Source organism: Oscillatoria sp. FACHB-1407 (assembly GCF_014697545.1).
Taxonomy (GTDB): Bacteria; Cyanobacteriota; Cyanobacteriia; order Elainellales; family Elainellaceae; genus FACHB-1407.
On record NZ_JACJSA010000006.1, the window covers coordinates 168071 to 183151 of the forward strand.

Genomic DNA, 15081 nt, shown 5'->3' on the forward strand with positions numbered 1-15081 from the left:
GGGTTCAAAACGTTGTCAGTGGTTCTCATGGATTATCGGGAAGCGGGTGTAGATGTCGTTGCGGGGCGCAATTTTGTCCAGCAGATCCGCCAGTTAGTTGAAAGCACTCGTCGCCCAGAAGTCTTGGGCGGTTTGGGGGGCTTTAGTGGGTTGTTTCAACTGCCAACGGGCTATCAAGAACCCGTGTTAGTCTCCGGCACCGATGGCGTGGGAACCAAACTCAAACTGGCGCACCAGTGCGATCGCCACGATACGGTTGGGGTGGATCTGGTGGCAATGTGCGTCAATGACGTTCTTACCTGTGGAGCGGAGCCACTGTTTTTTCTTGATTACCTGGCGACAGGCAAATTAAACCCAGAGCAACTGACGCAGGTGGTGTCAGGCATCAGCGAGGGATGTCGCTTAGCAGGATGCGCTCTGTTGGGGGGTGAAACCGCTGAGATGCCGGGGTTTTATCAACCGGGAGAATATGACCTGGCAGGTTTTTGTGTCGGCATTGTGGAGAAGAGCCAGATCTTAGATGGGTCGCAGGTACAAGTGGGAGATGTGGCGATCGCCCTCGCCAGTCAGGGCATCCACAGCAACGGCTTTAGTCTGGTTCGCAAAATTGTGGAAGTGAGTCAAACCCAACTCGACCAACCCGTGCCCTGGCAGGAGGGACAGTCGTTTGCTGATGCTTTGCTTACTCCGACGCGCATCTACGTCAAGCCTGTGTTAGCCGCTCGACGGGAGGGGCTAGCCATTCACGGGATGGCACACATCACCGGAGGGGGTTTGCCCGAAAACCTGCCGCGTTGTCTGGGCGAGGGGCAATCGATTCGGGTCAATCCTCAAAGCTGGTCGATTCCCCCTATCTTTGAATGGTTAGCCACGACAGGGAATGTCGCCACTCCTGAGATGTTTAACACCTTCAATATGGGGGTTGGGTTTGTGCTGTTAGTGCCTCCCCATGAGGCGGAGCAAGTCATTCGCTGGTTTGAGTCGCAGGGGTTACCTGCCTGGGCGATCGGTGAGGTCATTGCCGGGTCGGGGGAACTCGTTTTTCAATAATCTTTCCTCACACTTTCTAAATCCAAAACTCTCGGACTTCACAGAATCCTTTTATGAAGTTCAGGTCAACCTGGGCACAATAGAAGCAAGTCATCCAGTTGGATAATCATTTATCATGCCTGCCACTTGATCGCAGTGCCCTGTTATGAGGAACCCAAGAGATAGCGAGTTAGAGCTTCTGAGGATTACGACAGCGGATAATGTCTTAGAACAACTTCCGTCAGAGGCAAGATTGTGGTTTGAAGGCTTGCCCTGGTATCAACGCCGCTATGTTCTATCGCTGTGTCATCTGATGTGTGTCGCTCCTCCCGAAGTGCAGGCTGAATTTTTGGACGAATATACCGCAGATGGGATTGTGTCTCGCAAACTCGAAGATCACGAGGCACGGCAACGAGTCCAGCAACTTTTACAAGGCTTTAATATTCACGTTGAGTTAACTGAAGTAGTTTTACGGAGTTACATTCGCCAGTTTTACATTCACTCTGCTCAAGATGCTCGCCGACAACCGGATCTATATCTCGAATCAGCACTCAAGTTGGTATTTAGCAACGAAGAACGGAGTAACGTCTTCAACTACATTTCAGGATTTGAACTGCTCAAAATGATGTTTCGGATGAGTTGGCTACAACACGAGCGACTCTATCGACTGCAACGCAATCAGGAAGAATTTATTACAACTTACATTAAACCGATCCAATACGCCCATCGGATCAACCACATCATCGTTCCTAAGGATGAGGGCATCTTTTTCGCAAAACGTAGTTACTTTGTACAAGAACCAGCCATTTCAGACCGTAAATTGGTGGAATTAGTGATGGCGACGTTTACGACGGATGTCACCTCTAATTTTGGGTTTTCGATTATTCGTCATCCACATTCCATGGTGTTTGATGCAGATTACATCTACAAACCCGAACAAGAATTGATTTTTAGATAAGCTTTTGACTCGTTACAATACGGTCGGGTCAGTTTTACTGACTGAAACGACTATGGTTGTGTTTTGGAGTTATGCGATCGCCCCATCTTCGTCGTTCTGGCAAACCCCGCGCTCAGCGCAAACGGGTTGGGTGTGTCAGACGAATCTTTTCCCTGGTGCAGGTTCTATTGCTCGTGTTTGCGATCGCCGTTGCTTACTGGCAACTTGAGGGATATCTCAGACAACCCCAGGCAATTTTGGTGTTAGGGGGTGCAACCGAGCGGGAAGTCTATGCTGCCCAGTTTGCTCAAGAGCATCCTGAGTTACCTATTTGGATTTCATCAGGCAGCAACCCGGAATATACCGAATGGGTATTTGGTGAGGCAGGCATTGATCCTGTACGGCTCAATTTAGACTTTCGTGCGGTAGACACGGTGACTAACTTCACAACCCTCGCCGACGAATTTAAAGCCAGCGAGATCAAGAGCATCTATCTCATTACCTCTGACTACCACATGCGCCGCGCCCGCATCATCGGAGGCATTGTGTTTGGCAGTCGAGGCATCCATTTTCGTACGGTTGCAGTGCCTTCGCAGCAATCACCAGAGTCCGTTGAGAAAAGTATTCGAGATGGAGCGAGAGCCGTATTGTGGGTCTTTACCGGACGTACGGGATCGAGCCTGGGACGGTTTTTTAGTCAGTGACGAATATCCAGATCTGTAGCTCTTTCGCAAGCCAATAGGATTGCCATCGCAATCTGGCAAAAGCATGATGCAGAAATCCTCAGCAAAAAACTATTCTCAAAACGCAGCCTCGCTTTCACCCTGGAATTGCCAGGAGCATGATACAGTCGAGGCAATTATCCTTTGATGAAATTCTTTCTCTGTGCTGCCCTATGCCGTTTCCAAGAGCCAGTGGTATTCTTTTGCACCCAACGTCGTTTCCCGGTCGCTTTGGCATTGGAGATTTAGGAACAGCCGCTTATCACTTCATCGATTTTCTAACCAACAGTGGTCAGCAAATCTGGCAGGTGTTGCCACTGGGTCCCACAGGGCACGGCAACTCGCCCTACATGTCTTATTCATCGATGGCGGGTAATCATCTGTTGATCAGCCCTGACATGTTGCGTGATCAGGGGTTTTTAGACGATTCAGATCTTCATCACATTCCAGAGTTTCCGTTAGATCACGTTGACTATGACGCGGTGATCGCGACGAAAACTCCCTTACTCATAAAAGCGGCTGAAAATTTTCATGCCAGAGCCACGACCGAACAGCGACAGCATTTTGAAGAATTTTGTGCAAGTCGGGCGTTTTGGCTGAATGACTACGCCCTGTTTATGGCGTTGAAAACGGCTCACGATGGGGCAAGTTGGCATCAATGGGATGAGGCGATCGCCAAACGTGACCCGGACGCCATGGAAAAATGGCGATTGCAATTGACCAACGAAGTTTTTTACCACAAGTATGTGCAGTACGAATTCTTTCGGCAGTGGTCTGCCGTCAAAACCTACGCCAATGAGCGAGGCATTAGCATTATTGGGGATATCCCCATCTATGTAGCCCACGACAGTGCTGATGTTTGGGCATTTCCGCAGTATTTTCACCTCGACTCCGAAACAGGCGAAGTGTCTCTCATGGCGGGTGTGCCACCCGACTACTTCAGTGCGACGGGGCAACTCTGGGGCAACCCTATCTATAAGTGGGACGTGATTGAGAAGACCAACTTCCATTGGTGGATTCAACGATTCCGCGCTCTGTTAGAGTTTGTCGATCTAATTCGGATTGACCACTTTCGAGGGTTTTGTGCCTATTGGGCAGTGGCTCAAGGTGAAGAGACAGCGATTAATGGCGAGTGGGTTGAGGCTCCGGGAGTTGCTTTCTTCAATACCCTGCGGCAAGAACTCGGCAGTTTGCCCATCCTGGCAGAAGATTTGGGTGTGATTACCCCAGATGTTGAAGCCCTGCGCGATCGCTTCGAGTTTCCCGGTATGAAGATCTTGCAGTTTGCCTTTGGCTCCGACAACGACAATCCCTTTTTACCCTTCAACTACGTCCGTAACTCGGTGGTCTACACCGGAACGCACGACAACGACACCACTCAGGGCTGGTTTGCTAACCTCTCCGACTATGAACGAGGTCGCCTGTTGAGCTATTTAGGATGCACCAGCAATGACGGCATCCACTGGGATCTGATTCGTCTGGCACTCAGTTCGATCGCTAACCAGGCACTCATCCCCCTGCAAGATGTGTTGGGGCTAGGCAGTGATGCCCGCATGAACTTTCCGGGCAAAGCCGATGGTAACTGGGCTTGGCGATATCGACCAGAAGCACTGTTTACCGGACATAGCGATCACCTCCGTCATCTGACTACAACCTACGGACGTGCCCCCAGACCTAGAGCACACCAATCATAAAAGTGAAGCGTGAAGGGGGGAAGAAGGCGATCGTGCAGTTGCACTCCGAAAAACGGCTTTCCGTTGCTCTCCTCCCTTATCCCTTCACTGATTATCTTTTTCCCTCCTCGCACAAACACGGATAATCTTCTCAGTGCTTTTGCGAGTTCTGCTCTCCCAGGGAATACCAATCATTTTTTTATTAGTTCCACCGATGTTGCTCTTAGCTGCCAAAGACTAGATTCAAAGCTAGTCCTAGAGCCATTACAAATTGTGAATCCTCTACCATTTCTGTTGACTGAGCGATCGCTGGGCAGTCAGCTTTTTCTATTCAAATTCTGGTTTAACGGAAAAATTTACGATGGTTTGCGCTATCAGGGCAAGCTGTTTCATTTGTGCTGCACCTTCCAAGCCTCACAACGCGACAAGATCTACGAAATCGGGTGTGAGTTTGAACGCAAGGGTATTAAAGTCGCTATTACATTCACAGGTAAAGAATATCGGCTCTGGACGGATTTGTGCAGTTTTGCCCTTTTACCTAAGGAGGGCAATCCTGCCTCCAGAGCACTACCCAGCATCCCCTCCGATGCGCAGAGTTTGCTGATGAGCGATCGAATGACTACTCCCACCCACCCCAATCAGCGATCATCTCAGCTCATGCTCCAATCAATGCAATGTTGAGTCTGTATAGCCGTAGCCACATTCAATGAGGCGGAGGCGAGTCAGAAGGCATCCCCAGAATCAGGGTTTGAGCCATTGCCGTTGTCTTAAGCTTTCTGACCAAAGCAATAAATAAACATTGAATAGGGTTGATGAGACAATGCGACTCTCTCCACTCACGGCTTACTACATTCGGAAGCTATTGCATCAGCAGGAAACAAAACTGCGGTTTATTGTTGCACCCGGAGCAGCCGTACAAGCTGACCTGCTAACGGATCTGAATCGAGTTTTGGAGAGCTTATATCTGGAGGAATCGGAGATTTGCACCATTGCAGGGGAACTGGAAAAACTGGTTAGGCTCCACCAACTGCTGACTAGCCAAGGGATAAAGTACCCTCAGGAAGCGTTGGAGATCGAACGACAGATTTTCTGGATTTTAGGCTTTAAGACCCGATAAAGAGGACAGGCGGGCACAATCTCCAGGTAATCTGGTCTACTAACTCGCGATCTACTGATTCGAGAGTGTGGAAAACACGGAAGTTTGACCTGTTGAAAATACGTAGAAAATTCTAAGCAAATTCCAGCTTACGTTCATGAGAACGGAACTTCTACAGTTAAGAAGTGTGTAGTTCATTAACTCTCAGCTGGTGTATTGTCCCTCTGTGACCCATAGCTTGACGAACGGAGATAAGGATGGCAGTCTGCATCAGACAGTTGCAAGGTTTGTTAGATAGTGCCAGTGATCCGTATCTCATTTTTACTCCTGATGGACGTTGCCTCTACGCCAATCCTGCTCTGCATCAATTATTGGGCTATAGCAAAACAGAATTAAAGCAACGTTCCTTTTTTGAGTTGTTGCACCCAAACAGTCGCGATCGCCTCCAGAAAACGCTGCAAAGCCTGCAAACTCGCAATAAAGAGCGCGCCATTACCGCTACATTTACGACTAAAGATGGTGAGCTCATGTCCCTCAGTGGGCGCATCAGTCATCAACTAGAGGATGGTGCATCAACATTTTGGAGCATCTGGCGTGTATCAGCGGATCTATGTTCCTCCTGTGCCACTGCAACCCATCAAGAGACAGTCGAACGCTCGAATCAACAAGACTCACGCTATCGGATGCTGGTCGAAAACCAGACCGAAATGATCTGTTGTTTTCTCTCAGACGGCACTCTCACCTTTGTCAATCAAGCCTGCTGCCGCTACTTCGATCAGCCCGCTCAAGAACTCATTGGCACTAATTTTCTGCGGTTTATCGCCCAAGAAGATGGCGATTTGCCCCTTCAGCATTTGTCAATGTTGTCTCCAATGTGCCCGGTCGTAACCTACGAACACCGCATGACAACGCCAACAGGTGAGGTGCGCTGGCAACAGTGGACAAATCATGCCATTTTTGACAACCGGGGACGACTCGTCGAATATCAGGCGGTTGGGCGCGACATCACCGATCTGAAACAAGCAGAAGCTGCTCTACGAGTCAGTGAAGAGCGACTGCGGCTAGCGTTAGAAGCGTCTCAGATTGGTATTTGGGATTGCAACCTGCGAACTGGAAAAGTGACCTGGTCTGACAATGTTGAGAAGCTGTTTGGCTTGACCCCAGGCGAGTTTAACGGTAGAGATAGAGACTTTTTGAGTTGTGTGCATCCGGACGATCGCGACTATGTGTTTCAGGCGAGCCGTCAGGCGATTTGTCAGCGATCGGCGTATGACATTGAGTTCAGAGTGATTCGCCCCAACAACGAGGTGCGCTGGATCGCCAGCAAAGGGCAGGTGCTTTATAGCGAGATGGGCAAACCCGTGCGAATGACGGGCATTAACCTCGATATCACCAACCGCAAAGTGTTGGAAGAATCACTGCGCCAGGTCAACGAACGCCAGGGATCTGAGATTAGAGCGTATTCCAACGAACTAACGGACACCATCGAACGGTTGCAGCAGGAAATCAGCAATCGTAAACAGGTGGAACATGCGCTGCGGGAAAGTGAGGAACGGTATCGCTCGGTGATCGCGGTCTTGCAGGAAGGTATTGTGTTGTATGACGGAGATGGATCAGTACGAGCTTGCAATGCCAGTGCGGAGCGTATTCTGGGGCGATCGGCAGCGCAGATTTACGGTAGTTCACTGCTGGATTCCTCATGGCAAGCGATTTGTGAAGATGGGTCTGAGTTCTTAACTGAAATGCATCCTGCAACCATCACACTGCGTACGGGCAGACCTTGCTCCAATGTGGTGATGGGGCTGTATAAACCTAATGGTGGGTTGACCTGGATTTCAATGAACTCCCAACCCCTGTTTCACATTGGCGATCGCCTCCCCTATGCCGCCGTTATTTCCTTTTCAGATATCACCGCCCGCAAGCAGACCGAGATGGCACTGCAAAACAGCGAAGCACTCTATCGGGCGATCGTCGAAGATCAGACGGAACTGGTGTGTCGCTTTTTAATTGATGGCACTCTGACCTTTGTTAACGATGCCTACTGTCGCGTGCTGGGGATTCCTCGTGAAGAGTTGATTGGGCACAACTACCGCATGTTTCTACTGGCACTCGATAGTGAAACTGAAACCTCCCTCATTGCTTCCCTCCGACCTGACAATGCCTTCAGTTGTTTTGAACACCAGGTGATTCTGCCGACCGGGGAAGTGCGTTGGCAACAGTGGAACAGCCGAGCTATTTTTGACGACCAGGGCAATTTTATTGAGTTTCAAGCGGTTGGTCGCGACATCACCGATCGCAAACTGGTGGAAGAAGCTCTACGAGATACGACCGATCGCCTTAACGGCATCTTGCAATCCGTTGACGATGTGGTGTGGTCATACTCTCCAGATAACACCATGGTCTATTACATCAGTCCGGCGGCTGAGCAAATCTATGGCTACTCCATTGAAAAGTTCTACTGTAACCCCAATCTCTGGCTAGAAGTGGTTCACCCGCAGGACAAGTCGGAGGTGGGTGGGTTGGTTGCCAATCTCTGGCAAACCGAATTACTGAGCATGGAATATCGCATTGTTCGTTCCGATGAAACGACCCGATGGCTGTATCACCGCTCCTGGTTGATTCGCGATAACACCGGAAAAGCCAGTCGCATCGACAGCATTATCACCGACATCACCGAACGCAAATTGGTAGAGGCTGAACTGCGATTACGAGAGGCTCGGTATGTCCTGGCGTCCTGTGCGGGTCAGGTAGGCGTGTGGGATTGGAACCTGAACACAAATGAAATTTACATTGACCCCCATCTCAAGCAAATGCTGGGGTATCAAGACCATGAGGTTCGTAATCATTTAGATGCCTGGTTGCAACTTGTTCACCCAGAGGATCTCAGTCGGGTTCTTGCATCAGTTGACAAGCATTTGGCAGGTCAGGTCGCAGAGTACGAACTGGAATATCGAATGATTCATCAAAATGGAACGGTGCATTGGTTCCTTACACGAGGTGTGGGGTTATATGATACCAGTGGCAGACCATATCGCATGATGGGGACAAATACGAATATCACCGACCGTAAACAGGCTGAAGAGCAACTCCGGCGACAACACCAGCGATCGCAACTTTTTGCCGAAATCACCCTCAAAATTCGGCAATCGTTGCAGTTGGAAGAAATCCTACATACAACTGTCACTGAGGTGCAGGAGTTACTACAAGCCGATCGTGTGATCGTGTATCGACTACAACCCAATGGTTCTGGCACAGTTGTCCAGGAAGCTGTAGTGCCCGGATATACCCAGATCCATGGACAAAATATTTTCGATCCCTGCTTTACCAAACATATTGATCACTATCGTCAGGGGCGCATTAAAGCCATTAGCAATATTGCAACTGCCGAGACTCAGCCCTGTCACATCGAATTTCTACAACAGTTTGAAGTTAAGGCAAATCTAGTTGTTCCTATCCTTCAGATTGATCACCACGAAAGTAGTGAAGCTACGCTGTGGGGGTTGCTGATTGTGCATCAGTGCGATCGCCCCAGAGATTGGTCTGAGTTTGAATTAGAGTTGTTGCAACAACTGGCAGATCAGGTGGCGATCGCTCTGGCTCAAAGTCAACTGCTTGAATCGCTGCGTGAAAGCGAAGAACGCTTTTATGGCGCATTTGAACACACAGCAGTGGGTATGGCAATCATGGGGTTGGAGGGTCAGTGGTTGCAGGTCAACCCTGCTCTCTGTCGTATCGTTGGCTACTCCGAAACAGAACTGCTGGCGATGACTTCCCAATCCATTACCTATCCCGACGATCTGGAGTTAAATCAGCAACACATTCAGCAAGTTCTTGCTGGCAAAATTCGCTTCTATCACCTGGAAAAGCGGTACTTTCACAAAGATGGTCACCTCGTTTGGATTGCCCTGAGTGTGTCGCTAGTACGAGATGCTCAAGGTCAACCACTCTATTTCGTTTCACTGATTCAAGACATTACAGAACGCAAACAGGCAGAGGAGGAGATTCTCAAAGCCCTGGCCAAGGAGAAGGAGTTGAACGAGCTAAAATCTCGGTTTGTCTCGATGATTTCCCACGAGTTTCGTACGCCGTTGACCACCATTCAATCAGCCGCCGAACTGCTCGAACACTATGAGTGGTCGGTTGAGCAACGACGAGAACGGTTCCAGCAGATTCACGCTTCGGTGCAACACATGATTCAGCTCTTAGAAGATGTGTTGCTAATTGGTAAGTCGGATGCCGATCGCCTGCAACTCAAAGAAGAGCGATTAAACTTACCGTTGTTTTGCCAAACTCTGATCGCCGATCTGCAACTGACGGCTGGCTCCAAATACTGCATGACCTTCACCAACCATGGCGAGGTTCAGGATGTGTTAATTGATTCAAAGCTGCTCAGACAGATTCTGACCAACTTGCTTTCTAATGCCATCAAATACTCTCCAGATGGCGGCAATGTTTCGCTGGAATTAGCTTGTGAGGTTGACAACGTTATATTACGAGTTAAGGATCAGGGAATTGGAATTCCCCCGGAGAATCGAGAACGGCTCTTTGAAGTGTTCTACCGTGCAATTAACGTTGACACTATCCAAGGGACAGGGCTAGGATTGGCAATTGTAAAGAGATGTGTTGATTTATACAAGGGTCATATCACCCTAGAGAGCGAGATAGGGGTGGGCACAACATTTACCGTTACATTGCCGCTGAAACGTCCAGGTATGAAGGAAACCAATGTCGAAAATTCTAGTCATTGAAGATGAGCGTCCCGTTCGCACTAACATTGTTGATCTTCTCAGTGTGGAAGGGTTTGAGGCGATCGGCGCAGAAAATGGTCGCATTGGGTTGCAACTGATCCAGGAGCAAGAACCTGATCTGGTCATTTGTGACGTGCTCATGCCCAAAATGGACGGATTTGAAGTGTTGCGAGCCCTCAGCCAAAAATCTGATGCAGGGTCGGTTCCCTTCATCTTTTTAACTGCAAAGACTGAGCGATCCGATATGCGACAGGGCATGGAGTTGGGCGCGTACGACTACCTGACAAAACCCTTTACCCGCACTGAGTTGCTTGGAGCCGTACACGCTCAACTGAAAAAGCGGGATTTGATGATGCAGCAATACACAACCGCTTGTGAGCAAACCGAACAGTTGCGCCAACGATTGCACGAGTTGCAACAGTTTAGTGATGCCAAAGGGCAACTGCTGAATAACTTGATTGATGAACTGCGAAATCCGCTGTCTAATATCAGCCTTTCCATCCGGATGCTAAAGGAAGGGATTCCCGGTGCTCAGCGCGATCGCTACCTCAAGATCTTGCAGGAAGAATTCTCCCGTGAAATTGCTCTGTTAAATCAAGTGTCTGAGCTGCAACAACTCCTTACCCCAGCCAACATTAAGCTGTTGCGACAATTCAATTTGCTGCAAGGCAAATCTGAGGGGTAGGGGAACAGAAAAAAGAAATAAAGAAGAGGGAAGAAAGAAAAAGGAAGAGGGAAGAAAAAAAGAAGAGAGGATAGCAGGGTGCCTTGACTCGTTGCCAGGTATAGCCGTAGCCACATTTGATGGGGCGGAGTTGAGTCAGGAAGCTTTCCCAGCATCAGGGTTTGAGTTATTGCCTTTGCCTTCAGCTTTCTCACTAAAGCTATGTTTTCCTGGTGAGAATGTGGGAAACCTGAATAGGAGGGGGAGCGTCGCTCTACCCAGCCCTTGCATGAATTATTGCTGAACTTCAAGAACTCCCTGCAAGAGCACAATTGAATGACTATGATTGAGACGGTTATCTTTGCTTGCTCAGCCTATGGAATCGCCACGCCCTACTTCTTCTGCCCATGCCCGTCAAACTCGCCAACAGTTTGTTAATCCTGAAGATTACCTCTCCTATGAGTTGGGCAAGGCTGTTCGAGAGTTGCCCCCGCTCTACACCCGGTTGCTCGCGGGCAGCCTGACTGCCCTAGTCTTAGGAGCCATCACCTGGGCACACTTCAGCAAAGTTGATGAGGTGGCGACCACTCAAGGTGAGCTGATTCCTGCTCAGCAGGTTCGTCCCGTACGCGCACTGGACGGTGGCATCATTCGGGAAATTCGAGTCAAGGAAGGCGATCGCGTTCAACAGGGCGATATCTTGATTGAGCAAGACCCGGACGTATCCGATGCAGCGGTAGAACGGTTAAGACAATCTGCCGAGCTGATTCGCCAGGACATTGCCCGGTTAGAGGCAGAGCGAACAGGTCAGACCCGTGCTGGAACTGCATTACAAGATCAGTTGTTAGCCGCACGGTTGCGTGAGTTTGATACCCGACAGGCGGCGGCTGTGGCAGAGACAAACCGACAATCAGCGGCGATCGCAGAAGCCCGTGCCCAATTGGCTCGCCTTCAAGAAAATCTGTCAAACGCCAGAATTAGCCTGCGAAATGCTGAAGAACGAGAACGCAGCCTGCGTGGGTTAGTGGATGGGGCTATTCCTCGATTTGATTACCTGGAAGCCAAAGATCGCCTGACCCAGGCACAAGACCAGGTGTCTTCATTGGAGCAGGAGATTGCTGGACAGCGGCAAGCGATTCGACAGGCAGAGCAAGCCTATCAAGCGGCTCGTCAAGCTTCTGGAACCCTCAGTTCACAACGCGAAGGGGAGATCATCGCTCAACTCAACCAACGCCGCGAAGAGTTGACCAACATCGAGGGACAACTGGAGCAAGCCACCAAACAGCGCGATCGCGAAACCCTGCGAGCACCCATCAGTGGCAGAATCTACAACGTACAGGCAACCTTGGGCGAAGGCACTGTAGAGCCTGGAGAAGAGTTGCTCTCCATTCTGCCGGATGGCAATAACCTGATGCTGGAAGTGAAGGTGTTGAACCGGGATATTGGCTTTATCCATGAAGGGATGCGAGCAAAGGTAAAACTCGCCACATTCCCCTTCCAGGAGTTTGGCACGATCGAAGGAAAAGTGGTGCAGATTAGCCCAAACGCCACGCTGGACGAAAATTTGGGTCTGATCTTTACCGCCACAATTGAACTTAGCCGCACCACCGTTCGGGTGCAAAACCGCGATGTAGAATTGGTTCCCGGAATGGCAGCGACGGCTGAACTGGTAACTCGTCAACGATCGGTGTTGACCTTCTTGATTGAACCGATTACTCGCCGATTTGATGAAGCCTTTGGGGTGAGGTAATGTAGTTAAACCCTTGACGAGGAGCGATCGCCCCTATGGCTAAAGTGTTTGATTGCATCACTGACGACTTGCAACGATTCATCGCCGCTCAACATATCTTCTTCGTTGCAACGGCACCCCTTAGCCCTACCGGACATATCAACGTTTCTCCCAAAGGGCTCGACAGCTTTCGCATCCTCTCTCCCAACCGGGTTGCCTACCTCGACCTGACGGGGAGTGGCAACGAAACCTCGGCTCACCTGCTGGAGAATAGTCGCATTACCCTGATGTTTTGTGCTTTTCAGGGAGCACCACTGATTCTGCGTCTCTATGGACAGGGCAAAGTGTTGCTCCCCACAATGTCGGGTTGGGACACGTTCGCAGGGTTATTCCCCGATATCCCTGGAATTCGGCAAATGATTGTGGCGGATATCGATCGCGTCCAAACGTCTTGCGGTACAGGGGTTCCGCTGTTTGAACACACGGGCGATCGCGATGAGTTGGTGAAGTGGGCAACGAAGAAAGGCGATGATGGGTTGCGCGACTACTGGCAACTCAAAAACATGAAAAGTATTGATGGTTTACCCTCTCCCCTCAGTTTAGAAATGCAGTAAATCTTGAATTACTCTGCTTTTATCTTTAAGCCAAACTATCTGGGCATTCTATAAATAAATTAAGTGCATTGGTAGAATTTTGTGAAATACAACTCAGAGAAGCATCACAGGCGATCGACCCGATTAAAAGAGTATGACTATTCATCACCTGGAACGTATTTCATCACAATTTGTGCCTATCAACGATAGTGTTTGTTTAGAGCAATCGCTGCTGGTGAGATGCAATTGAGTGAATTTGGGCAAATCGTGTCAACGGAATGGCAGCGATCGGCGATGATTCGGCAAGAAATTGAATTTGATGCTTGGGTGATCACGCCGAACCATAGCGGTTGATAGGGGCGAATTGCCATTCGCCCAACATACTTGCAATGCAACCTCGATCCTTGTCATCTTGTGTTGCAGGTTTCAAAGTAGCTGTGACAAGGCAAATTAACATCCTTCGCAACGCACCTAGAAGCTCAGTTTGGCAACGCAGTTATTACGACCACATTATTCGTAGCGAGCGATCGCTGCATTTTTTACGGCAATACATTCAGCAAAATCCCCTTTGTTGGCAGGAAGACCAATTGCATCCTGACAATCCTTCTGATTGGTAGATTGGCAAAAGACCCCGAAATCTCAAAGATTCCGGGGGTTGCTGTCAAGAGAATTTTGTTATACAGCGATCGCTTCCATATCGCGACTATATTCACCCAATGCGGCTGCACTATTGCACTTAGCTCGGTGATACAGGGCTTTTTGAGCAGCGGCTACGTTTTCGTCGCGTCCTCCCCAGGTTTGCATTGCGGCTTGTTGCAGTGCCCGACCGTAGGAGAAGGTGAGATGCCAGGGAAGTTGTCCCTTAAACAGTTGATTCATGGCGTTGAGGTGAGCGGTCGCATCCTCATCGCTTTGACCTCCAGACAGGAAGGCGCATCCGGGGACTGAAGCCGGAACGCAATCGAGCAAGCACTTCACGGTGGCTCTGGCGACTTCTTCTGCACTGACCTGATTTGGCGAATTTTCACCGGGAATCACCATGCTGGGTTTCAAGATCATCTGATCCAGGTCAATGCCCTGACGGTGCAGTTCATAAAAGACGGTTTTTAGCGTCTCCTGATGAACCTCATAGCTGCGTTCCAGGGTGTGGTCACCATCCATCAATACTTCCGGCTCCACAATCGGGACTAACCCGCCTTCCTGACACAACGCGGCATAACGTGCCAGAGCGTGAGCGTTGACCTCAATGCAACGCCGCGAAGGAATGCCATCGCCAATGGTAATCACCGCTCGCCATTTGGCAAATCGGGCACCCATGTCATAGTACTCTTTGATGCGATCGCGCAAGCCATCTAAGCCCTCGGTGACAACCTCGTTAGGAGATTTTGCCAGCGGTTTTGCTCCGGCATCCAGCTTAATGCCTGGAATGATGCCTGCATCCATCAAGACTTTGGTAAACGGCACCCCATCTTTGGTCGATTGCCGAATGGTTTCGTCAAACAGGATGACGCCACTAAAGAAATTACCAATGCCCGATGCGGTGAACAGCATCTCGCGATAGGCTCGCCGCATCTCTTCAGTGGTAGGAATGCCTAATTTTTGAAATCGTTTATTGGCAGTGCCATAGCTTTCATCGGCTGCCAAAATGCCTTTTCCCGGTGCGACCATGGCTTTTGCGGTCGCTTTCAACTCCTCGGTATACATCCCTGAAATGCCTCCTTGCAATGGTCTTGGAATAGGGACTGGGTGTGGTCTTGGAAGGGGAAATAATCGGTTAGCCTTAGCTCCATTCTAGATAGCGGTTTTGAGTTCGGGAGCGATTCTCCCATTGGGAAACGTTTTGCCTTATCTCGGTTGAGTGTGTTTTAGCACTTTAAAGGGTTAGAGATA

The 15081-nt window shown here is 49.7% G+C and carries 13 protein-coding genes; 12 read left to right on the top strand and 1 reads right to left on the bottom strand.

Going from position 1 to position 15081, the window contains the following annotated elements:
* Positions 1-27 precede the first annotated feature (27 nt).
* The 12 genes from purM to H6G89_RS34965 all read left to right on the top strand — a co-directional run bounded on the left by purM (position 28) and on the right by H6G89_RS34965 (position 13808).
* Entirely contained in the window at positions 28-1050 is a 1023-nt protein-coding gene (purM, locus tag H6G89_RS12195; protein WP_190506474.1) for a phosphoribosylformylglycinamidine cyclo-ligase, read from the top strand.
* A 145-nt stretch (positions 1051-1195) separates the two neighbouring features.
* Complete coding sequence (locus tag H6G89_RS12200) at positions 1196-1987, top strand: cobyrinic acid a,c-diamide synthase (RefSeq protein WP_190506476.1); 792 nt, start codon at positions 1196-1198, stop codon at positions 1985-1987.
* Between the two features lie 71 nt (positions 1988-2058).
* The gene (locus H6G89_RS12205) at positions 2059-2670 is read left to right on the top strand and encodes a YdcF family protein (protein ID WP_190506478.1); all 612 of its coding nucleotides are present in this window, start codon (positions 2059-2061) and stop codon (positions 2668-2670) included.
* A 191-nt stretch (positions 2671-2861) separates the two neighbouring features.
* Positions 2862-4382, top strand: coding sequence for a 4-alpha-glucanotransferase (gene malQ / locus H6G89_RS12210; protein WP_190506480.1), 1521 nt, complete (start codon positions 2862-2864; stop codon positions 4380-4382).
* Between the two features lie 252 nt (positions 4383-4634).
* Positions 4635-5042 (top strand): hypothetical protein, encoded by a 408-nt coding sequence (locus H6G89_RS12215; protein WP_190506482.1) that lies wholly within the window; start codon positions 4635-4637, stop codon positions 5040-5042.
* Between the two features lie 139 nt (positions 5043-5181).
* On the top strand, positions 5182-5478 hold the full coding sequence (locus H6G89_RS12220) for a hypothetical protein (protein WP_190506484.1): 297 nt from the start codon (positions 5182-5184) through the stop codon (positions 5476-5478).
* 236 nt (positions 5479-5714) lie between these two features.
* Positions 5715-10205 carry a PAS domain S-box protein gene (locus H6G89_RS12225; protein ID WP_190506485.1) on the top strand — a complete coding sequence of 1497 codons (4491 nt, stop codon included), beginning with the start codon at positions 5715-5717 and terminating at the stop codon, positions 10203-10205.
* Entirely contained in the window at positions 10183-10890 is a 708-nt protein-coding gene (locus H6G89_RS12230) for an ATP-binding response regulator (protein ID WP_190506487.1), read from the top strand. The genes H6G89_RS12225 and H6G89_RS12230 overlap by 23 nt, the downstream gene beginning before the upstream one ends.
* 355 nt (positions 10891-11245) lie before the next feature.
* Entirely contained in the window at positions 11246-12619 is a 1374-nt protein-coding gene (locus H6G89_RS12235) for an HlyD family type I secretion periplasmic adaptor subunit (protein WP_190506489.1), read from the top strand.
* A 35-nt stretch (positions 12620-12654) separates the two neighbouring features.
* Positions 12655-13212, top strand: a complete 558-nt coding sequence (locus H6G89_RS12240; RefSeq protein ID WP_190506491.1) for a pyridoxamine 5'-phosphate oxidase family protein — start codon at positions 12655-12657, stop codon at positions 13210-13212.
* A gap of 192 nt (positions 13213-13404) precedes the next feature.
* Positions 13405-13545, top strand: coding sequence for a hypothetical protein (locus H6G89_RS34960; RefSeq protein ID WP_242059918.1), 141 nt, complete (start codon positions 13405-13407; stop codon positions 13543-13545).
* Positions 13546-13580: 35 nt separating this feature from the next.
* A complete protein-coding gene (locus H6G89_RS34965; protein WP_242059919.1) occupies positions 13581-13808 on the top strand; it encodes a transposase in 228 nt (75 codons plus the stop codon).
* 58 nt (positions 13809-13866) lie between these two features.
* Here the strand turns inward: H6G89_RS34965 and H6G89_RS12250 are convergent, their stop codons facing one another.
* Positions 13867-14895: a class I fructose-bisphosphate aldolase gene (locus H6G89_RS12250; RefSeq protein WP_190506493.1), complete on the bottom strand. Its 1029-nt coding sequence runs from the start codon at positions 14893-14895 to the stop codon at positions 13867-13869.
* Positions 14896-15081 lie beyond the last annotated feature (186 nt).